This is a genomic window from Bradyrhizobium sp. USDA 4510, assembly GCF_054059095.1.
On record NZ_JBSSBT010000001.1, the window covers coordinates 7303236 to 7322935 of the forward strand.

18 protein-coding genes and 1 pseudogene are annotated in these 19700 nt (G+C 64.7%); 6 read left to right on the top strand and 13 right to left on the bottom strand.

The window, feature by feature from the left end; all coding sequences use genetic code 11:
* Nucleotides 1-155 precede the first annotated feature (155 nt).
* The 5 genes from ACVMDN_RS34035 (at nucleotide 156) to ACVMDN_RS34055 (ending at nucleotide 2803) form a co-directional block, all read left to right on the top strand.
* The gene (locus tag ACVMDN_RS34035; protein ID WP_028338953.1) at nucleotides 156-527 is read left to right on the top strand and encodes an AtpZ/AtpI family protein; all 372 of its coding nucleotides are present in this window, start codon (nucleotides 156-158) and stop codon (nucleotides 525-527) included.
* A gap of 72 nt (nucleotides 528-599) precedes the next feature.
* Nucleotides 600-1349: a F0F1 ATP synthase subunit A gene (locus tag ACVMDN_RS34040; protein WP_016847053.1), complete on the top strand. Its 750-nt coding sequence runs from the start codon at nucleotides 600-602 to the stop codon at nucleotides 1347-1349.
* A 55-nt stretch (nucleotides 1350-1404) separates the two neighbouring features.
* Complete coding sequence (locus tag ACVMDN_RS34045; RefSeq protein WP_016847054.1) at nucleotides 1405-1635, top strand: F0F1 ATP synthase subunit C; 231 nt, start codon at nucleotides 1405-1407, stop codon at nucleotides 1633-1635.
* Between the two features lie 112 nt (nucleotides 1636-1747).
* Nucleotides 1748-2314, top strand: a complete 567-nt coding sequence (locus ACVMDN_RS34050) for a F0F1 ATP synthase subunit B (protein WP_076830944.1) — start codon at nucleotides 1748-1750, stop codon at nucleotides 2312-2314.
* A gap of 3 nt (nucleotides 2315-2317) precedes the next feature.
* Nucleotides 2318-2803: a F0F1 ATP synthase subunit B family protein gene (locus ACVMDN_RS34055; protein WP_076830947.1), complete on the top strand. Its 486-nt coding sequence runs from the start codon at nucleotides 2318-2320 to the stop codon at nucleotides 2801-2803.
* A gap of 128 nt (nucleotides 2804-2931) precedes the next feature.
* Here ACVMDN_RS34055 and ACVMDN_RS34060 read toward each other — a convergent pair whose 3' ends face one another.
* The 13 genes and pseudogenes from ACVMDN_RS34060 to ACVMDN_RS34120 all read right to left on the bottom strand — a co-directional run bounded on the left by ACVMDN_RS34060 (nucleotide 2932) and on the right by ACVMDN_RS34120 (nucleotide 19005).
* Nucleotides 2932-3582 (bottom strand): hypothetical protein, encoded by a 651-nt coding sequence (locus ACVMDN_RS34060; RefSeq protein WP_076830948.1) that lies wholly within the window; start codon nucleotides 3580-3582, stop codon nucleotides 2932-2934.
* Nucleotides 3583-3697: 115 nt separating this feature from the next.
* Nucleotides 3698-4285, bottom strand: a complete 588-nt coding sequence (locus ACVMDN_RS34065; protein ID WP_026191927.1) for a GNAT family N-acetyltransferase — start codon at nucleotides 4283-4285, stop codon at nucleotides 3698-3700.
* A gap of 212 nt (nucleotides 4286-4497) precedes the next feature.
* Nucleotides 4498-5787: a M16 family metallopeptidase gene (locus tag ACVMDN_RS34070; RefSeq protein WP_076830951.1), complete on the bottom strand. Its 1290-nt coding sequence runs from the start codon at nucleotides 5785-5787 to the stop codon at nucleotides 4498-4500.
* Nucleotides 5787-7202: a threonine synthase gene (gene thrC / locus ACVMDN_RS34075; protein ID WP_076831073.1), complete on the bottom strand. Its 1416-nt coding sequence runs from the start codon at nucleotides 7200-7202 to the stop codon at nucleotides 5787-5789. The genes ACVMDN_RS34070 and thrC overlap by 1 nt, the downstream gene beginning before the upstream one ends.
* A gap of 328 nt (nucleotides 7203-7530) precedes the next feature.
* A pseudogene (locus tag ACVMDN_RS34080) lies at nucleotides 7531-8157 on the bottom strand (glutathione S-transferase family protein).
* Between the two features lie 150 nt (nucleotides 8158-8307).
* Nucleotides 8308-8901: a GNAT family N-acetyltransferase gene (locus ACVMDN_RS34085; RefSeq protein WP_076830957.1), complete on the bottom strand. Its 594-nt coding sequence runs from the start codon at nucleotides 8899-8901 to the stop codon at nucleotides 8308-8310.
* Nucleotides 8902-9110: 209 nt separating this feature from the next.
* Entirely contained in the window at nucleotides 9111-9368 is a 258-nt protein-coding gene (locus ACVMDN_RS34090) for a hypothetical protein (protein WP_141339761.1), read from the bottom strand.
* A 776-nt stretch (nucleotides 9369-10144) separates the two neighbouring features.
* Nucleotides 10145-11230 carry an IS4 family transposase gene (locus ACVMDN_RS34095; protein ID WP_253587271.1) on the bottom strand — a complete coding sequence of 362 codons (1086 nt, stop codon included), beginning with the start codon at nucleotides 11228-11230 and terminating at the stop codon, nucleotides 10145-10147.
* A gap of 222 nt (nucleotides 11231-11452) precedes the next feature.
* Nucleotides 11453-13897: a penicillin acylase family protein gene (locus tag ACVMDN_RS34100; RefSeq protein ID WP_076830960.1), complete on the bottom strand. Its 2445-nt coding sequence runs from the start codon at nucleotides 13895-13897 to the stop codon at nucleotides 11453-11455.
* 201 nt (nucleotides 13898-14098) lie between these two features.
* Nucleotides 14099-15601, bottom strand: coding sequence for a glycerol kinase GlpK (gene glpK / locus ACVMDN_RS34105; RefSeq protein WP_076830963.1), 1503 nt, complete (start codon nucleotides 15599-15601; stop codon nucleotides 14099-14101).
* A 362-nt stretch (nucleotides 15602-15963) separates the two neighbouring features.
* A complete protein-coding gene (locus tag ACVMDN_RS34110; RefSeq protein ID WP_076830966.1) occupies nucleotides 15964-16953 on the bottom strand; it encodes an SGNH/GDSL hydrolase family protein in 990 nt (329 codons plus the stop codon).
* 13 nt (nucleotides 16954-16966) lie between these two features.
* Entirely contained in the window at nucleotides 16967-17749 is a 783-nt protein-coding gene (locus tag ACVMDN_RS34115) for an SGNH/GDSL hydrolase family protein (RefSeq protein ID WP_141339786.1), read from the bottom strand.
* Nucleotides 17746-19005, bottom strand: coding sequence for an OpgC domain-containing protein (locus ACVMDN_RS34120; RefSeq protein WP_076830969.1), 1260 nt, complete (start codon nucleotides 19003-19005; stop codon nucleotides 17746-17748). Before ACVMDN_RS34120 ends, ACVMDN_RS34115 begins: the two co-directional genes overlap by 4 nt.
* Before the next feature lie 287 nt (nucleotides 19006-19292).
* On the opposite strand from ACVMDN_RS34120, the gene apaG reads away from it, so the two are divergent.
* Nucleotides 19293-19691 carry a Co2+/Mg2+ efflux protein ApaG gene (gene apaG, locus ACVMDN_RS34125; RefSeq protein ID WP_076830971.1) on the top strand — a complete coding sequence of 133 codons (399 nt, stop codon included), beginning with the start codon at nucleotides 19293-19295 and terminating at the stop codon, nucleotides 19689-19691.
* Nucleotides 19692-19700 lie beyond the last annotated feature (9 nt).

A 19700-nucleotide genomic window follows, 5' to 3' on the forward strand; every position in this document is an offset into this window, starting at 1 on the left:
CCTTGAATATCTCCAAATAAAACCAGCAGAATCAAAGCAATAACTGGTTACGACGCAATCTTGACTTGATTAGACGCGGTAAGTATGGTCCGCGCGGCTTTTGACGGGGACGGGCGCAATTTCCATCATCCGCGGCATCGGTTAGTGTTTCCAGCATGGCTGAGAACACCAACGACGGCGCAAATGGAAGTCGCGATCAATCGCCTCCTGACGAAGCTGCGCTTTCCGCAAGGCTCGGAAGTCTCGATCATCGGTTGTCAGAAATTCGCGACAGCCGCAGGAGCAAGACTGATCAATCCGGTAATGAAAGCGGGGACAGTGCGGCCAGAGCTTCGGCTATGGCGCTCGGTTTTCGTCTTTCCTCGGAGCTGATCGCGGGCGTTGCCGTCGGAGCGGCGATTGGCTGGGGGTTCGACCGTTTGCTGTCGACGTCGCCATTCGGCTTCATCGTGTTAACGCTGCTCGGCTTCGTCGCCGGGGTGGTCAACGTGGTGAGGTCCGCGGGCGTGGCCTCGGGCAAGCGCTGAGCGCTGGCGGGAAGTCACGACATTTGAAATTCGATTACCGGCACGATAGCCGGTGGACCAAGAGCCGCGCGGATGAAAATCGACCCGATCCACCAGTTCAATATCGAGCCCCTCTTCACGCTCGGCCACATCGGCAATCACACGATCGCCTTCACCAATTCCTCGCTCTTCATGCTCATCGCGGTGCTGCTGATTGCGCTGCTGATGCTGGCGAGCGGCCGGGAACTGGTTCCGGGACGGCTGCAGTCGGTCGCCGAGATCTCCTACGAGTTCGTCGCCACCACGATTCGCAGCACGGCTGGCGCGGAAGGCATGAAGTTCTTCCCGCTGATCTTCTCGCTCTTCATGTTCCTCTGCGTCTCGAACCTGGTCGGCGTCATCCCCTACACCTTCACGATCGCGAGCCACCTGATCGTCACCGCGGCGCTCGCGCTTTTGGTGTTCTTCACCGTCCTGATCTACGGCGTCTACAAGAACGGCCTGAAATTCTTCAGCATCTTCGTCCCCCACGGCGTTCCGATCTACATCCTGCCGCTGGTCATGTTCATCGAGATCCTGTCGTTCTTCCTGCGGCCGGTCTCGCACAGCGTTCGTCTGTTCGCCAACATGCTGGCCGGCCACATCGCATTGAAGGTGTTCGCGGGCTTCGTCGCGATGCTCGGCTTCTCGCTGGGCGCGCTCGGCTGGGTCGGCGGCGTGCTGCCGCTGGCGCTCACGATTGCGCTGTATGCCCTCGAACTGCTGGTCGCGTTCCTGCAGGCCTACGTGTTCGCGATCCTGACCTGCATCTACCTCAACGACGCCATTCATCCGGGACACTAAGCGGTCCGGGGAATCTCCACCCACCAATCTGTCTATCTTTCTCAAGGAGCTACATATGGAACCGGCAGCAGCAAAACTTATCGGCGCGGGCATCGCGTGCATCGGCATGGGCGGCGCGGGCGTCGGCGTGGGCATCATCTTCGGCAACTACCTCGCCGCTGCGGTGCGTAACCCGTCGGCCGCTCAGGGCCAGTTCGGCAACCTGATCTTCGGCTTCGCCGTGACCGAAGCGCTCGGCATCTTCTCGCTGCTGATCGCGCTGCTCCTGCTGTTCGTTCCGCTCTGAGCGGCACGCCGGTTCCGCTCTGCGGTAACCCGGTTCCGCTTTGCGGTAACCCCTTCGCGCCGCCCAAGGTTCGTTCCAAGGGCGGCGCGCATGACAGCAACAGGAGAACACCATGGCTGAGAGTCATGGCGAGGCAAAAGGCCAGAAAGCCGGCGCCCACACCGAGACCGACGGCGGACATCACGGCGGAGCCTTTCCGCCGTTCGATTCGTCCAACTTCGCCTCGCAGCTGGTCTCGCTGGCGATTGCATTTGTCGCGCTCTACCTGATCGTGTCGCGTATCGCCCTGCCGCGCGTCGGCGGGACGATCGATGCACGTCAGAACAAGATCGAGGGCGATCTGGCCGAGGCGCAGAAGCTGAAGGACGAGTCCGACGCGGCGCTGAAGGCCTACGAGACCGAGCTGGCGAATGCGCGCGCCAACGCGCAGGCGATCGGCAACGAGACCCGCGAAAAGCTGAACGCGGCCTCGGAAGCCGAGCGCAAGGCGCTGGAAGAGAAGCTGGCGGCAAAGCTCGCCGACGCCGAGAAGCAGATCGCAACGACGAGGACCAACGCCATGAGCAACGTCCGCGGCATCGCGGCGGATGCGGCCGGCGCCATCGTCCAGCAACTTGCCGGCGTCACGCCGGACGCCAATGCGGTCAACAGCGCCGTCGACGCGTCGCTGAAGGGATAGACGATGTTTTACGAACCGGAAACCTGGGTTGCGATCGCCTTCGTCCTTCTGCTGGTCGTGTTCGGCTATCTCGGCGTTCATCGCACCCTGCTGACGGCGCTCGACCACCGCGCCGAGCGCATCAAGGCCGAGCTGGAAGACGCCCGCCGTCTGAAGGACGAGGCCAACAAGCTGCTCGGCGAGTACAAGGCGCGCCGCGCCAGCGCGGAGCGCGAGGCCGAGGAGATCATCTCCAACGCCAAGGTCGAAGCCGAACGGATCGCGGCCGAAGCCAAGACCAAGATGGAAGATTTTGTCGCGCGGCGGACCAAGACCGCCGAGAGCAAGATCGCCCAGGCCGAGGCCCAGGCCGTGGCCGATGTCCGCGCCGCCGCGGCCAACGCCGCGGTGACGGCCGCCTCGACCATCCTGTCGCAGTCGGTCAAGGGCTCGGTTGCCGACGACCTCGTCGGCAAGGGCATCGCCGAAGTCCGCTCCAAGCTGAACTGACGCTATCTGAACTCCTTAAAAAAGGCCGGCGCGAGCTCATCGCGCCGGCCTTTTGTTTTGTCCAAATTCGTCCGTTTGACGCGTTTTCGTCACGCGAACCGGCGTCCACTTCGCTCGAAAACGCGCTGTTACTTCTTCTTGTGCGGCGCGCGGGCCTTGGGCTCCGGCTTCAGGGCCTGCGGGTCGAAGCCGATATAGAAGATGTAATTGTCGTTGTCGGCCGGAGACGGCGCCGGATAGACGACGTCCTCGGCGACCAGGCTGAACGGCACGCTGCCGCTTTCGTCCATCTGCACCGTGGTGGTGTAGGCCTTGGTCATGATGGTCTTCTCGCCGACGCCGCCCTGCACCACGGCAACGCGCAGCGGCACCTGAATGCTCGGTGGCGCGCCCTGGGGACCGACAATGATCCGCCCCTGAATACCGATCTTGGCCGTGATCTGGCCGCTGTTCAGATTGCATTGCCGCGCCGTGCGCGTGATCGAGGCCAGGAACTTGACGTCGTTGCCGACCGCTTCCTTGCCGTTCGCGGCCACCGAATAGGTCGAGGCTCCGGAGCGGATCTGCACCGGCGGGCAGGTCAGTTCGGCGTCGGCATCGTTGAGCTGCTGCGGCGCTGCGGGCGTCGCCGGCTTGTCCTGGTCGGACGAGCCGCCGCCGAACAGGCTCTTGAAGCGGTCGCTCAGCGACTGCGCAAGAGCTGCCGAAGGCAACAAAGTGGCACCGAGACCGATCGATACCGCCGCTGCGAGCGCGAACCTGATCACCCTTTCACCCATCAATGTCCTCAAATTTCCCAACCGGGTTCCCTGTTTCGCGGCCGTTATAGCAAGGCAATGGCGGCGAACCCAAGGCATCGAAGGCGGCACCGCCATCCGTAAAAAGGCTTACGGATCAGCCGCGGAAATCCTCGTGCAGCAGGCCGAACAGCAGGTGGTCCTGCCAGATCCCGTTGATGCAGAGATAGCGCCGCGCCAGACCCTCGCGGGTGAAGCCGCACTTCTCCAGCACGCGGATCGACGAGGCATTGGAGGGAATGCAGGCCGCCTCGATGCGGTGCAGATTGAGCTCGCCGAACAGCGAGGGCAGCAGCACCCGCAGCGCCGTCGTCATGTAGCCGCGATGGGCATGCGGCAGCCCGACCCAGTAGCCGATCGTGCCGGCCTGCACGATGCCGCGCCGGACGTTGGCGAGCGTGATGCCGCCGATCATCACCCCGTCCGATTCGCGGAAGATGATGAACGGATAGGAGCGGTCGGCGGCGATGTCCTCGGTGTAGCGGCGCAGCCTGCGGCGGAAGCCGGCGCGGGTCAGGTCGTCGGAGGGCCAGATCGGTTCCCATGGCGTGAGATAGGCGCGGCTGAATTCGCGCAATTGCGCCCATTGCGGGAAATCCGACATCTGCGGCGCGCGCAGCAAGAGCCCGTGACCGCGCGGCATCAGTGCAGCGGGTCCATTGGACGGCAAACGAAACAGGGCCATGGCCCAACACTCCCCGCCACTTCTCCCTCGCCCCGCCCTTGCGGGGAGAGGGTCGGGGTGAGGGGTCTTACCGCAGATTCGGTCTTGCGGCTCTACCCTCACCCGAAGCCTTCGGCCATAGCTGAGGTTCCGCCTCGGCGTATGTCCGTCAACGGCCGCCGGTAGGCGGCCTATGCTCTCCCCGCAAGCGCGGGGCGAGGTAAGCAGAATACTCAATGCAACAGCGTCTTTGCCTTCGAATTCGTCAATCCTTCCGCAAAAGCCACCGCCGTGTCCAGACCCCTGCCGCTGCCGAGCGCGACAACGGCGGGCCGGCTGCGCGCCAGCAGGGCACGGGCGGCGTTGCGGCTCGATTCGACGCTGACCGCGTCGATCCGGGCCACCAGTTCTTCCACCGTCTGCGGCCGGCCATAGGCTAGCACATGGCGTGCCAATTGTTCGGCCCGCGATGAACAGCTTTCCAGCGCCATCAACAGGCCGGCCTTCATCTGCGCCTTGGCGCGGGCGACCTCGGCCTCGGTCAGGGTTTCGACCGCGTCGTTGATGACGTCGACGATGACTTCCATCATTTCCGGCGCATCGGCCGGATCGGTCCCGGTGTAGAGGCCGAAGAAGCCGGTGTCAGTGTAGGGCGCGTGGAAGGTATAGATCGAGTAGCACAGCCCGCGCTTTTCGCGCACCTCCTGGAACAGCCGCGACGACATCCCGCCGCCGAGCGTGTTGGTGAAGACCTGCAGCGAGAACAGCGACGGGTCGGTCTGCGGCACGCCTTCGAGCGCCAGCGTCAGATGCGCCTGCTCGAGATCGCGATGCACCACCCGCGAGCCGCCTTTGCCGAACATCGCGACCTGCGGCTTCGGCGCCGGGGTGGCGTCGAAGCTCGCAAACTTCTGCGTGACGTCCTCGACGATCCGCGCGTGATCGACCGCGCCGGCGGCCGCGACCACCATGTCGGGGGCGCGGTAATGCGTCGAGAGATAGCCGCGCAGCATGTCGCGATCGAAGACCTTCAGCGTCTTGGCGGTGCCGAGCAGCGAGCGCCCCATCGGCTGCTCCGGATAGCAGAGCTCGTTGAGATGCTCGAACACGACGTCGTCGGGCGTATCCTGCGCCGCGCCGATCTCCTGCACGATGACGCTCTTCTCGCGCTCCAGCTCGTCCGGCACGAAGGACGGGTTGGCGAGGATGTCGGAGAGCACGTCGAGCGCCAGCGGCACGTCGGCCTTCATCACCCGCGCATAATAGGCCGTGGTCTCGGTCGAGGTCCCCGCATTGAGGTCGCCGCCGACCGCCTCGATCTCCTCGACGATCTCGCGCGAGGAGCGCCGCGCCGTGCCCTTGAATGCCATGTGCTCGAGCAGATGCGAGATGCCGTGCTCGTTCGGCTTCTCGTCACGCCCGCCGACGCCGGCCCAGACCCCGAGCGCCGCGGTTTCCAGATGCGGCATGGTGTCGGTGACGATTGTCAGCCCGCTCGGCAGCTTGGTGATTTCAACGCCCATCAGGCAACTCCCTGCTTGGCAGCACGGCTGACCGACAGCACGAAGCGCTCGACCTCGGCAGAATCATTCTTCATGACCGTGATGTGTTCGGATTTGCTCATCAGGCCTCCGAGCCAGACCGGCAGCTGCGGACGCACCCCGCAGGCGGCTTCCACCGCGTCGGGGAATTTGGCCGCGTGCGCGGTCGACAGCACGATGTTCGGGATCCTGGAATCCGAGGTGTCGCGGTCGGCGACCGCGAGCGCCACCGCGGTGTGGGGATCGACCAGATCGCCCGCCTCGCGCCAGGCGGCGCGGATCGCGGCCGCCGTCTCGGTCTCGTCGGCACGGCCGGCGTCGAAATCACGGCGCACGGCGGCCAGCGTCGCATCCGGCAGCACGAAGCGGCCGGACTGCTTCAGCGAGGCCATCAGGCGACGGACCTGATCGGCGTCGCGGCCGCTTGCCTCGAACAGCAGCCGCTCGAAGTTCGACGACACCTGGATGTCCATCGACGGCGACGTCGTGGCGTGCACCTCGCGCACCTCGTAGATGCCGGTCTTCAGCGTGCGCGCCAGGATGTCGTTGACGTTGGCGGCGATGCGCAAGTTCCGGATCGGCAGCCCCATCCGCTTGGCGACATAGCCCGCGAAGATGTCGCCGAAATTGCCGGTCGGCACCGTGAAATCGACGGTGCGCTGCGGCGAGCCGAGCGCGACCGCCGAGGTGAAGTAATAGACCACTTGCGCGACGATGCGCGCCCAGTTGATCGAGTTGACGCCCGACAGCGCCACCTGGTCGCGGAAGCGATGGTTGTTGAACATCGCCTTCACCAGCGCCTGGCAATCGTCGAAGGTGCCTTCGATCGCGAGCGCGTGGACGTTGGCGGCGCCGGTCGTCGTCATCATGCGGCGCTGCACCTCGGAGATGCGGCCGTTCGGGAACAGCACGACGAGGTCGACATTGTCGAGATTGGCAAAAGCCTCGACCGCGGCGCCACCGGTATCGCCCGAGGTCGCGACCACGATGGTGGTGCGCTGTGCGCGCTTGGCCAGCACGTGATCCATCAGCCGCGAGATCAGCTGCATCGCGACGTCCTTGAACGCCAGCGTCGGTCCATGGAACAGCTCGAGCAGGAACTGGTTCGGCCCGGCCTGGGCGAGCGGCACCACCGCGGGATGGCGGAAGGTGGCATAGGCCTCGTTGGCCATGCGGCCGAGCTCGGCGTCGGAAATCTCGCCGGCGACAAACGGACGGATGATCTCGACCGCGACCTCCCAATAGGGACGGCCGAAGAAGGTGGCGATGGTCTCGGGCGACAGTTGCGGCCAGGTCTCGGGCACGTAGAGCCCGCCGTCACGGGCAAGCCCGGTCAGCATCACATCGCAGAAGCCGAGCACCGGGGCCTCACCCCTGGTCGAAATATACCGCGTCAAACCGCCCTCCAAAGGCTTCGATCCGAGCCTTAAGCCTTTGATATCATGGAATTATCGAGTTCGCTCCATGCGACCCGAACGGTTCACCATAGAAGATCGGACCAGCAATGGGTAGCCCGAAGCGCGCGCCTCGGGGTCGCGGGCGAGTGCGTGGCGTTGCTGAGGGAGATTGGCGGGCGCGCCGCAAACACAACCGTCGTCCCCGCGAAAGCACGCGAAAGCAGGGACGACAGCAAATGTGTGGTGCCGCTTGTGAGTCATAATCATGCGTTCTCGCGACATCCGCGCGCGAGGGGTACACGCCAATCAGCGCGGGTCGCGCCATCCACTAACCGCTCGGCGGCGCCAGCGGCTGCACGATCTCCTGGAACGGCGGCAGCGCCTCGCAGCACGTGGCGTGGGCCTCGAGCGCCGGATAGCGCGCGTCGAACAGATGCGGATGCGCCTCGCCGGTGAAGCGCAGCGCGCAGGCCACCGCGACGTCGGCATGACCGATGCGATTGCCCAGCCAGTACGGCGTCGGCACCGCCGCGCGCTCCTGCTCCAGCACCGCGAGCACGCCCGCGATCTGCGCCTCGCAGCGCTCGACCCAGAGCTTCAACTGCTCCTTGCGCAACACGCGCTCATAGACAAGGCTCACCGCCTTGTCGGCAAGCCCGGTCGCCAGCGCCGTGATGCGCAGATGCTTGCGCCGCTCGGCGCCTGAGCGCGCGATCATCGCCTTGTCCGGCCCGACCAGTTCGTCGAGATAATCCAGGATCGCACTACTCTCGATCAGCGCCTCGCCGTCATCGAGCACCAGCGTCGGCACCCGCCGCACCGGATTGTAGGCCGCAACCTTCTCCGCATCGCCGAAGGTCGACCACGGCTTATGCTCGAACGGCAACCCATAGAGCCGCAGCGCGATCGCGGTCCGACGGACAAAGGGCGAGTCCTACTGGCCGATCAAAAACATCTGTCATCTCGTCGGTCATGCCGCAGCAAGCCGCCTCGAAAACAGAGATTTCGAAGTGTGCGAATGCCGGGGACAAAGGTTGCACTTTGCACCATCGTAGATGGGCCGCGCCGCATTGCAACCGGATCCTGATCCGGTCCGTTAGGCGAGCTACCCAATCACCGGCACGTGCCTCGCCGCATCGCGCGGCAATTTGCCGTCGAGCCTCGGATCATCCGCCACCTCGATCTGCCGCAGGAACGGACGGAAGCCGGAGCGCTGGTAGAATGCGACGGCCGAGGGATGGTCGAAGGTGCAGGTGTGCACCCAGACGCGGCTGACGTCGCGTGACCAGGCAATCTCGAGCGCGCGGTTCATCAGGAAGCGCGCGGCGCCGGTGCCGATGAATTTTGCGGTGACGCCGAAATAGAGCAGCTGGCATTCGCCGGCCACGCTGAAATCGAGTTCGAGCAGGCCCTCATCCTGGCCGTCGACGGCCAGCCCGTAGAGCTCGTTGCCGGGGCCGTGGATCCTCGAGGCGAGATCGGAATCATCGAGCCCGGTGCGGGTGAACCACAGCCACTCCTCGCCGACCCGGCGATAGATATCGCGATACCAGTCGAGCGCTGGCCGATCGACCTTGCGCAGGCGCCACGCGCCGGGCGGATCGTCGCGCAGCGGCGGAAGCGCGGTCATTTCCAGATGGGTGACGACGGCAGCGATCTTGCCATGGGGGATGTCGGAGTAACCGTTGGGCAGCAGCATCGCGACCTCTGTTTGCAGGCTGTCGGCGGGACATAACCGCACGTCGCCGCGGATGCAATGCAACGCTGCGCGCAATGCCTGGTCAGGAGAAGCAGACGAGGTAATAAGCGCATCCACCGCTGCTCATTCGAGCGGCCAGGTCCAACGAGCGGGATAAACCAGTTTGAACGCGCTTTGAGGGAGGGCTCCCCAGGCCCTCCCGTACCCGGTTAGTTGCCGACCCATACGTTGCCGTTGGCGTCGAAATCGTTCTTCGGGTTGTAGCCGGACTCGCGAAGACTCCGTATGCGCATCGCGCGGTCGCTGACATCGCCATTGAGACTGGCGTTGGCATTGAGCACGGCAGGACTCAGTGCGGTACCCATCACGAGACGCTGGTGGGTCCGGTGTTGTGCCGTGCGTGCATCGGCGAGTGCCGCCGTGGACAGACAAACAACTGCGATCGAAACAAGAATAGTTTTCGTCATGGTCAGCTCCTGTGAAGTAACCAGCTGAGCTTTCAATCGCTTCCAGAAAATGCGTGCTCGCGCCGGATGTGAGAACCGTCACAGGCCGGCGGCGATCACGATCGGTCAGACTAACAGGCAGAAGCCAACGCTTCTTGGACGCCCGCGCACAGTGTTGCGGGAAGTCCGTGCGCAAATCGCAAACGTCAACTTGTAGTGATCCAGATGCGCCGCCGCGTTGATGGCACGAAGTGAATAGTGGCTGGCCGCCGCAGTCCGCGTCGGCATTCGCATGGATGAATCCAGGGTCGCGCTTCCGCTTTCAGGAGAAGCAGGAAAAGTGAGCGCGGTGCTCGCCACACGTTTGACGTCGTCCCGGCGAAGGCCGGGACCCATTACCACAGGACTACGTTGTTGAACGACGCTGCTGCGGCCCCAACATCGCAGGACAATTGGCATTCGTGGTTATGGGTCCCGGCCTTCGCCGGGACGACGGCGGAGTTTGTGGCGCAGCCGATGAGACGCACTCGCCTCCGCACCTCGGCGTCAGCGTGATCGCGTCCGCGGTTGCGGCTACGGCAGTGCCGAACACTCGGGTGTCGTCCCGGCGAAGGCCCATAGGCGCTAAGATAGTTTGATCATAGTCTGATAGTGGCGCTTATGTCTGGGTGGCTCGCGTAGATGTCGCCGGAGAGCGTGACTGGCTCTGCAGAGTAGAGCGATTGCGGGCTGTGGAATGATCGCTTGCCGTAGCGAAGCGACGAGCTGGCGCAGCAGACGCCACGTCACTGGGTGGGTCAGGCGGCGTCGGCCAAGCGGGGAGAGTCTTCGAGTTCGTCGACGAGCGGCTCGAGCAATAGAATGATCAGCAGATGAGCGAGGATATGGGGTCTGGCGGACCGCTCGTCGGTTCCGGGAGGTCCCTTCAGGCCAATCAGGCTTTTCAGCCGCTTGAAGCCGAGCTCAATGCGCCATCGCAGCCGATAGAGGGCGAGGATATCTGCAGTCGTGAAGTCCTCTGGCCTGAGTGAGGTCACCAGGATCACCCAATCTGCGGCGTCAAGTGTTTGCCTGGAGAGCTGATGACCTCCCTTTTGTGCAGTCCGGCGCGCCTTGCGTCGCGCAGCCGCAGCAGCTTGCGCCGGCTTCTTCGCGGCAACCAGACGCACTGCGAGCGGCGGCGCACCTGACTTGCGCTTTATCCAAATCGGCCGATCGATCAGGCCACGCGCCGAGGCGTTGCGCAGTTCGGCAGTGAGGTCAACAAGATTACCTTCGGCATCGAGCCAGCGCGCGCTCTTCCAGCCGGCCCGGATCACGAAGTCTGCATCGGCATCGACGAGATGCGCCATGCGCTCCGGTTGCAGATAGGCGCGATCGGCAAGACGGATCTCACCGGCAACCGCCGGTATCCGATCCAGCGTCTCGCCCGCTCGCTGATCGGTCAGTTCGAAGTGACCAAAGCGCTCCTGCGGAAGATCGAACGCGCTATGGATACGCCACACTGCGTTCTTGTTCCTGCCGCTCGTCCCAGCCTTGGGGACCGTCGTGGCGTCAACAATACGGATCAGACGACCGCGGATCGCCTTCGGCGCCGCGTCGGCAAGCGCCTGCTCGACCAAGATTGCCAGCCAATCTCCGCACTGACGTAAGCGATACAACAGAGCCACGTTGGAGATATCGACAAGCCCAACCGACGTGGCCCATGCCGCCGTCAACCGCAGCCCTTTCTCACCAAGGCAATAAGCCAAGATCAGGCGCAGCAAGTCGACCGCATTGCTGATCTCCCGCGGACGGACAAACGCCTTCGTCTTGCGCGCGCTAATGTTCAGAGCCTCGGCTCCGCCAAGTCGGGCGACAACGCGCGCCCAATCTTTGTTCACAAGCGATTCGTGTGCCATTCCATCTTGGAATCACAAACGAATCCAAGGCGCAAATCCTATTTTAGCGCCTATGGGCGAAGGCCGGGACCCATTGCCACAGGGTTGAGTTGATAAGGCACGCTGCGGCCCCAACATCGCAAGACAATCGGCATTTGTGGTTATGGGTCCCGGGTCGCGCGGAGCTTGCCCGGGACGACAGTGGAGTTTTGGGTGACCGCCCCCTCACCTCGGCGTCAGCGTGATCGCTTCCGCGGTTGCGGCTTCCACCGCCGGCCGGCTGTAGAGCAGCGGCACATACTGGCCCGTCGCCCATAGCGGCGCGAGGTCGCGGTAGTGGCCGCTGAAGGGATCGCCGGATTGGCCCGGCGTGTTGACGGCGCGGCTCGCATCCCAATTGCCGACATCGAGCACCATGCGGAATGAAGCGCCGGAGATCAGATGATAGTCGGAGCGGCGATAGGTGGCGGCGCGCGGCACGTTGGCGGCGCCGCCAAAGGCGAGCGGGCCGACCTGCATCTGCGCCGCGGTCGCCTTGTCGGCGAGCGGCATCAGCGCGTGATTGAATTGCGCAACATGCAGCCGGCCCCAGCGCCAGGTCGACGCATCGGGACCTAGCTTGTCGGCAACATCGGCGACCGCCTCGCCGAGGCTGTCGCGCAGCAAGCGGTCGCGCTCGGCTGATGGATCGCTGCCGAGCGCCACGTCCGGCTTTTCGAGATAGCCGACAATGGCGGAGATGCTGGAGGCCTCCGGCGCAATCAGCTCGGCTGCCTTCGGCGCGGTGGTCTTGAGCAGCACCGGCCCGAGATGGTTTGCGATCCACACCTCATAGACCGCGGCGGCCGCGCTATCGGCCGCATCACGCGCATCCCACGCCTTGAGCAGATCGAGGCCCTTCCCGACGTTCGCATCATCCGACGTGAGCGGCTTCAGCAGCGCGACGAGGCGCCGCGCGAGCATGCCGGTGTCGTCGTTCTGCAGCGCCATCGCGTCCGCCAGCGTCACCTTGCTGTTGGCCTGCAGCACCTCGGTGATGCGCTGCCAGCGCGCGCTGTCGGCCCATTCGAATCCGACCCTGCGCTCACCCACCGGATAATCCGCCGGCAGGTTCATCTGGTTGGCGGTGGCGATAAAGCCCTGCTTCGGCTGATACAGCTTCGGCAACTCGTCGAGCGACAGAAAGCCCTGCCACTCATAGCGGCCGTCGCCGGGCACCGGCATCAGGCCGTCGAAACTGGCGCGGCGCGGCGTCTTGCCGGCGGCGACCCAGCCGATATTGCCTGACGTGTCGGCATAGACCTGGTTCTCCGACGGCGCGCCCCAGCGCCGCATCGCGCCGAGGAAGCCGTTCCAATTCTTCGCCGTCATGTAGTCGGACGAGCCGAAATAGGCCGAGGTGCCCGGCTCGAACCAGATCGAGCGCACGGCGAACGCATGCTTGTTGTCGGCGTCGACGAAGATCACCGGGCCGTGGCGGGTGAACTTCAGCTCGAGATCGCGGTCGGCCTCGCCCTTCACCGCTTCCTTCTCATGCACGATCCGCATGTCCTCCCAGCCGCTGCCGTAGCGGTACTGGTTCGGATTGTCGGGGTTGAGCTCGTAGACGTAGAGGTCTTCCTGATCGACGTTGAAGATGGTCAGCCCGAACGCGATGGTGTCGTTGTGGCCGATCGAGATGCCCGGCAGCGCCGGCTCGCCGGCGCCGATCACGGAGATGCCGGGCGCGTTGAGGCCGACGATGTAGCGCAGCGACGGCACCGAGTGCTCGCGATGCGGATCGTTGGCGAGGATCGGACGTCCGGTCGCGGTGCGCGATGCCGCGATCACCCAGTTGTTGGAGCCGATGGTGTCGCGCTGCTGGTCGGCCTCGGCGAGGTAGGTGTCGGGATCATGCGCCAGCGCCGCCTTCTGGTCCTTCGGCGCGGCGAACTTCACCGGCCGCGTGGCAAGATCGTAGGCGGCGAGCACCGCCTTCGGCACGCTGCAGGGATCGAGCCCATCGGGGATCCTGGTGGTCCAGGTGGGCTCCAGCTTGACGCGGAAACGATCGGCATCGAGGCCGGCAGCGCAGGCGACCCGCGAGCGCTTCACCTCGGAGGCGACGTTGCGGGTCAGGCCATGGCTGCGGACGCGCACGACATCCTCTGCCGACCACAAATCCGGCATCGTGCCTGCGATCCTGAACTCGATCGGTAGCGCGCGCTTGCCCGCCTGGACGTCGGCGACATAGGCGTTGACGCCGGCGACGAACGCCTCCGCATAGGATTTCGCCTTCGGGCCATAGGCGGCCCATTCCGCATTCATGTCGCCGCGATAGAGGAACAGACGCAGCGCCTTGTCCTGCTCGGCATAGGCAGGGCCGAAATCCTTCGCCAAGAGGCCGAGCCCGCGCTTGCGCCAGAGATCGATCTGCCAGAGCCGATCGCGCGCGGCGTTGAAGCCTTGCAGGAAGAACAGGTCGTGCTCGTTGCCGGCATAGATGTGCGGGATGCCCCAGACATCGACCAGGATCTGCCCCGGCGCCTTCAGCCCGGCGACGTCGGTCTTGACCTCGCGCGCCGCGACGAGCGGGCTCGGCTTCTCGCGCGCGGTGGCGGGTGCAACAAGTATTGCGGCGCAGAGTGCGGCAGTGAGTAGCTTGGCGACGCGGTTGAGATCCGTGTTCATGTTGTTCTCCGATGGTTGTTATTGATTATTGCGCACACTTGGCGAGATTGAGCGGCAGCCGTAGCGTCGCCGCTTGCTTGGTGTGGAAAGAGACCCCACCCGTAGCGCATCTGATGATGCACTACGACCTAAGAGCGAGCTTCGCTCGTCTTGACCCCGCTAGCGGGAGAGGTGCAGCGAGCTTGCCGCAGCATCAGTTCATCATTCCCCCTCGTCGCTCGCCAGCACGCCCTTCACGGCGCGGGCCCAGCCGGCGAGCTTGCGCTCGCGCGTCGCCTGGCTCATCGCCGGCCGGAAGCGGTGCTCGAGCCGCCAATTGTCGGCGAACTTGGCGGGCTCCGGATAGACGCCGGCATCGAGGCCGGCGAGATAGGCAGCCCCGAGTGCGGTGGTCTCCTGGATCATCGGGCGGTCGACCGGGGCGTTGAGCAGATCGGCGAGCCGCTGCATGGTCCAGTCCGAGGCGGTCATGCCGCCGTCGACGCGCAGCACGGTGTTGGCGGCGTTGGCCTCCGGCCAGTCGGTGCGCATCGCGGCCCACAGATCGAAGGTCTGGTAGCAGACGCTCTCCAGCGTCGCATGCGCGAGCTCGGCCGGGCCGGTGTTGCGGGTGAGCCCGAACAGCGCGCCGCGCACGCGCGGATTCCAGTACGGCGCGCCCATGCCGACGAAGGCGGGCACCAAGTAGACGCTCTGCATGGAGTCCGATTTGTCGGCAAGCGGTCCGGTCTCGGCGGCGTGCTTGATGATGCCGAGCCCGTCGCGCAGCCACTGCACCGCGCTGCCGGCGACGAAGATCGAGCCCTCGAGCGCGTAGGTGCGCTGGCCGCCGAGCTGGTAGGCGATGGTGGTGAGCAGCTTGTTCTTCGAGGCCACCGGCGTGGTGCCGGTGTTGAGCAGCGCGAAGCAGCCGGTGCCGTAGGTCGACTTCATCATGCCGGGCTCGAAGCAGGCTTGGCCGATGGTCGCGGCCTGCTGGTCGCCGGCAATCCCGGAGATCGCGATCGGGCCGCCGAACAAGTCCGCCGTGCTCTCGCCGAACCGGGCGGAGGAATCCTTCACCTCGGGAAGCATCGAGCGCGGTACGCGCAGCAGCCTGATGAGGTCATCGTCCCAGGCGCCGGTATGGATGTTGAACAGCAGCGTGCGCGAGGCGTTGGTGGCGTCGGTGGCGTGGACTCTCCCGCCGGTGAGCCGCCACAGCAGATAGCAGTCGACGGTGCCGAACAAGAGTTCGCCGCGCTCGGCGCGCTCGCGCGCGCCCGGCACGTGATCGAGGATCCAGGCGACTTTGGTGCCGGAGAAATAGGGATCGATGATCAGACCGGTCTTGGCCGAAATCACCGACTCATGGCCCTCGGCCTTGAGTTTTGCGCAGATGTCGGCGGTGCGGCGGTCCTGCCAGACGATGGCGCGGTGCACGGCCTGTCCGGTGGCGCGGTCCCACACCACGGTGGTCTCGCGCTGGTTGGTGATGCCGATCGCGGCGATGTCCTTCGCCTTGAGGCCGGCCTTCTCCAGCGCCTCGCGGCACACCATCACGGTCGAGGTCCAGATGTCCTCCGGCTCGTGCTCGACCCAGCCGGAGGCGGGGAAATGCTGCGGAAACTCCTGCTGCGCGACGGCGGCGATGGAGATGTCGCCGCGAAACACCATGGCGCGCGACGATGTGGTGCCCTGATCGATGGCCAGCACGAAAGACATGAGCGTTTCCCTTAAGGCTTGGGTGCAAGCGCCAAGGGAGCGGATTACCGCGGCGAGGTCAAGATTGGTGGTGAGTGCCGAGATGGTCGAGGCAAGAGTCCGCGAGGGTATCAGTCCCGTCATCCTGAGGTGCGAGCGGAGCGAGCCTCGAAGGATGCACGGCCCCCCAAGTCGGGCCGTCGACCCTTCGAGGGCCGCTGAAGAAGCGGCCACCTCAGGGTGACGGTGATGGAAATGAGCGCACCGCCTCAACCGTCATTGCGAGGAGCGAAGCGATGAAGCAATCCATCCATCAGCGCAAGCGGACGAATGGATTGCTTCGCTTCGTTCGCAATGACGGTTGGAGCGGCCGGGCAGCCCGATCACATCGGCCGGTAGGTCCGCACATCGGCGGGGACGTTGACGCCGATCTTGATCGCGCCGACCGAGCGGATGATGTCGTCGCCGAGCAGCTGGGCGAAGCAGGCATAGCCCCAGTCGTTCATGTGCAGGCCGTCGGCGATGACGAAATCGGTGATCGGGATCGCCTGTTTCTCGTGCCAGTCGCGCATCACCTCGAAGCGCGGGAAGATGCCGACATGACGCAGGGCGGCGATGCGGCCGAGCAGCTTCACCATGCCGCGCGCGCTTTCGGGACGCTCGGTGACGCGCGGCGAATATTGCGGATCGACCAGCACGACGTCGGCGCCGGACGCCTGAAGGCGCGCCACGCCGTCCTCGACCTGCCTGGCGGTCTCGGTCGGATCGAGGTTGCGCAGCACCGCGTTGGTGCCGACCTGCCAGATCACCATGTCGGGATGGACGTCGATCACTTCGGTCTGCAGCCGCTTCATCATCTCGGGCGCGTCCTCGCCGCCCTTGCCGCGATTGAGCACGGTGATGTCGGCGGACGGATACTGCCGGCGCAACTGTCCGGCGAGCCGGTTCGGATAGGTGAATTCCGGCGCCGACGAACCATAGCCCTGGGTCGAGGACGAGCCGAATGCGATGATCACGACCGGCTTGCCGGCGGCGAGCTTGGCCGCGACATGCGGCAGCGAACCGGTGCTGTTCGGCACGCCCTTGGGCTGCTGACAGGGCACGCGGTGGAAGATGTCGCTGGCGGATTTCGCGGCCTGCTTCACCTTATCGAGCGCCTTCGCGGCGACGCCGGGTTGCGGCGGATTGGTTGCGTCAGCCGTCGCAGCGGGCTGCGTTGCATCAGGCTTTGCGGCCTCGGTCTTGCCGTCGGACGAAAGCGCTGCATGCTGGTCGGTCTGCGCGCGCGACGGTGCGACCGCGAGCAGCGTCAGCACCGCAACGGCACAGAGACCTCGCCCTGCGGAAGCGCGAAAAGGGAAGGCAAAACGCATTTACTCTGCTTCCTTAATTCTGCTGCACCGGGCCCAGATGGGCCGCATCGATCACGAATTTCGCCAGTGCGCGGCCGAGACAGGCATGAACCTTCTTGGCCAGATCGACACCATGCGAGGTGCTGAACAGGTCAAAATATCCGGCGTCGCTCCACTGCTTCATAATCGCGAACCGGTCGAACAGCGGAACGTCGTGCTGCTGCGCCACCACCTTCATGTTGTCGAGATAGGGCGGTGCAGAGATCATCGTCTCCGTACGCGGGCTGTATTGCAGATTGACCAGCACCACGTCGGTCCCGGCGTCCCGCAACGCAACAACGCCTTCGTTGATGGCGGTACGGAAATCGTCGGGATCGATTGCTCGCATAGCATCGACGGTTCCGGTCTGCCAGATAACCAAAGTAGGCTTTTTTGCTTCAACAAGCTTAACAAGAGTTCCCGCGGTCTCCTCGGCGGTGCTCTTTCCCTGTAATTCTACGGATAGATCGATCGTCGACGACGGCAACGCTTCCTTCAGCGCCGCCTGCAGCGTGGCCGGATAGGCGCTCGCCTCGTTGCCCTGGATGGTCGAGGAGCGGCTGCCGACCACCAGCACGTTGAGCGGCCGGTTGGACTTGATGGCGTCGGTGACCTTGGGCAGCGAGCTCTCGCTCGTAAGCAGATAGGCGGGCACGTCGCAGGGCGGCGGCGGGGGCGGCTCCGCGGTGTCGCCAGCGCACGCGGGCGCCGCCGCCAAACCGGCCGTCAGGCAGGCTGCGAGCAGCGTCAGGCCCAGCATCGTCCGCGCGGACTTCATGCTCCCCCTCCCGCCAGATCGGCGTTGCCGGCGGCGCCTTTTTTCGAGGCGCCTTTGTCGGCGGAGTGCTTGTACCACGAAATGATCCACGCCATGCCGCACATGATGAGGATGCCGCAGACGCTGATCAAGGCGTGCAGTGCGGCACCGCCAGATACTTCGGCAAGCACGAAGTGACCGGCGAAGGCGAGGAAGACCCCGAGGCAGAATATCTCAAGCGAATGCTGGCCACACAGGATCAAAGGTCGCAGCCAGGGCGATTTCAGGCCCGGCCAGTCCTTGGGCAGGAAGCGCACGGTGAGCGCGGCGAGCGCCAGGAAGTGCGCGAATCGCAACACGTCCAGGTCGGTCTTGTTGATCGGATACATCCACTGCTCGATCACCTTCGGCATGATGTGGCCGAGCTGCGGCACGTACCAGGTCAGGGTCACGAAGAACGCCGCGACCAGATAGACGATGCAGATCCACATCGTGATGTTCGACGACAGGATCCGCGACATCCGCCGCGCCCCGCCGAGCGCGCACCAGGCGCCGAACACGAACAGCAATTGCCAGGCGAACGGATTGAACGCCCAGAAGCCGTTCGGATAGGCCGAGAGATAAAGGTCGAACTGCCAGGTCAGCGCGTAGAGCACGACCGAGAGACCGAGCGTGACGTCGGGCTTCCACTTCATCAGCCACAGGATCAGCGGCAGGAACAGCATCAGCACGATATAGAGCGGCAGCACGTCCATGTTGACGGGACGGAAGCGCAGCAGCAGCGCCTGGACGATGGTGACGTCGGGCTGCTTGAGGAAGTCCATGATCCCCATTTCCTCGCTGTAGAGCGGGTTCTCGAACGAGGTCGCGACATAGGAGATCTCGGCGAGGAAGATCGTGAACAGGAAGACGTGCGCGACGTAGATCTGCCAGACCCGGCGCAGGATGCGCGCGGTCGCGATCACGAAGCCGCCCTCCAGCATCGCGCGGCCGTAGACGAAGGCCGCGGTGTAGCCGGAGATGAAGATGAAGATCTCGGTGGCGTCGGAGAAGCCGTAATTGCGGATCGTCAGCCAGGTCAGAAGATTGGTCGGCAGATGATCGATGAAGATCAGCCACAGCGCGAGCCCGCGGAACAGATCGAGGCGGAGCTCGCGCTCGCCGGTCGCCGGCAGCGTGATCGCGGGCGCAGCAACCTTCGCCTCGGCCTCTGCCTTTACTTCGGCCTTGACGTCAGCCACCGGCGAACCGGCTATGGGATCGGCAATCGAGCTCATCAAACACCGTGTCGGCCGCGGACGCCCCGCACGCCGTGCTGAAAAGATAATATCGGTCCGCGAGTTGCCGACAAAGCACGGAGTGCGGCGGCATGCGGCCGCGCTTTAGAGCGGAACTATGTTGAAACCGCGATGAACGGGCCGCCCCAAATCCGGCTTTCCAAGCCCGCCCTTTCGCGGCCTGGCAGGCGATTGGTTCCGGCGGTTCAATTGGCTATGATAGCGCCCTGTTTGAGCATGATCCGGTCGAAAGCGGACCATGCGCCAGGACCATCGGATTGAGCCGCATGTACCGCGCCGTTACCCGCCAGATCGAAGTCACCGTCGAGCCGAACTTCATGCCGGAGCGCTCGTCGGTCGACCGGCGCGAATATTTCTGGTCGTACAAGATCGTGATCGTCAATTCGGGCCCGGATACGGTGCAGCTGCGGACGCGGCACTGGATCATCACCGACGCCACCGGCCGCCGCCAGGAGGTGCGCGGCGAGGGCGTGGTCGGCGAGCAGCCGGTGCTCGCGCCCGGCGAACGCTTCGAATACACCAGCGGCGTGCCGCTGCCGACCGCCTCCGGATTCATGACCGGCAGCTATCAGATGGTCACCGAAGCCGGCGAGCGCTTCGACATCGACGTGCCGACATTTTCGCTGGACAGCCCGAGCCCGGGCGGCAAAAGGGTGCTGAACTGACGCCTGCGT

Coding starts and splice junctions, on each gene's coding strand:
- ACVMDN_RS34035 (WP_028338953.1), top strand. CDS start 156: ATGGCTGAGAACACCAACGACGGCGCAAATGGAAGTCGCGATCAATCG.
- ACVMDN_RS34040 (WP_016847053.1), top strand. CDS start 600: ATGAAAATCGACCCGATCCACCAGTTCAATATCGAGCCCCTCTTCACG.
- ACVMDN_RS34045 (WP_016847054.1), top strand. CDS start 1,405: ATGGAACCGGCAGCAGCAAAACTTATCGGCGCGGGCATCGCGTGCATC.
- ACVMDN_RS34050 (WP_076830944.1), top strand. CDS start 1,748: ATGGCTGAGAGTCATGGCGAGGCAAAAGGCCAGAAAGCCGGCGCCCAC.
- ACVMDN_RS34055 (WP_076830947.1), top strand. CDS start 2,318: ATGTTTTACGAACCGGAAACCTGGGTTGCGATCGCCTTCGTCCTTCTG.
- ACVMDN_RS34060 (WP_076830948.1), bottom strand. CDS start 3,582: ATGGGTGAAAGGGTGATCAGGTTCGCGCTCGCAGCGGCGGTATCGATC.
- ACVMDN_RS34065 (WP_026191927.1), bottom strand. CDS start 4,285: ATGGCCCTGTTTCGTTTGCCGTCCAATGGACCCGCTGCACTGATGCCG.
- ACVMDN_RS34070 (WP_076830951.1), bottom strand. CDS start 5,787: ATGGGCGTTGAAATCACCAAGCTGCCGAGCGGGCTGACAATCGTCACC.
- ACVMDN_RS34085 (WP_076830957.1), bottom strand. CDS start 8,901: ATGCTGCTGCCCAACGGTTACTCCGACATCCCCCATGGCAAGATCGCT.
- ACVMDN_RS34090 (WP_141339761.1), bottom strand. CDS start 9,368: ATGACGAAAACTATTCTTGTTTCGATCGCAGTTGTTTGTCTGTCCACG.
- ACVMDN_RS34100 (WP_076830960.1), bottom strand. CDS start 13,897: ATGAACACGGATCTCAACCGCGTCGCCAAGCTACTCACTGCCGCACTC.
- glpK (WP_076830963.1), bottom strand. CDS start 15,601: ATGTCTTTCGTGCTGGCCATCGATCAGGGCACCACATCGTCGCGCGCC.
- ACVMDN_RS34110 (WP_076830966.1), bottom strand. CDS start 16,953: ATGCGTTTTGCCTTCCCTTTTCGCGCTTCCGCAGGGCGAGGTCTCTGT.
- ACVMDN_RS34115 (WP_141339786.1), bottom strand. CDS start 17,749: ATGAAGTCCGCGCGGACGATGCTGGGCCTGACGCTGCTCGCAGCCTGC.
- ACVMDN_RS34120 (WP_076830969.1), bottom strand. CDS start 19,005: ATGAGCTCGATTGCCGATCCCATAGCCGGTTCGCCGGTGGCTGACGTC.
- apaG (WP_076830971.1), top strand. CDS start 19,293: ATGTACCGCGCCGTTACCCGCCAGATCGAAGTCACCGTCGAGCCGAAC.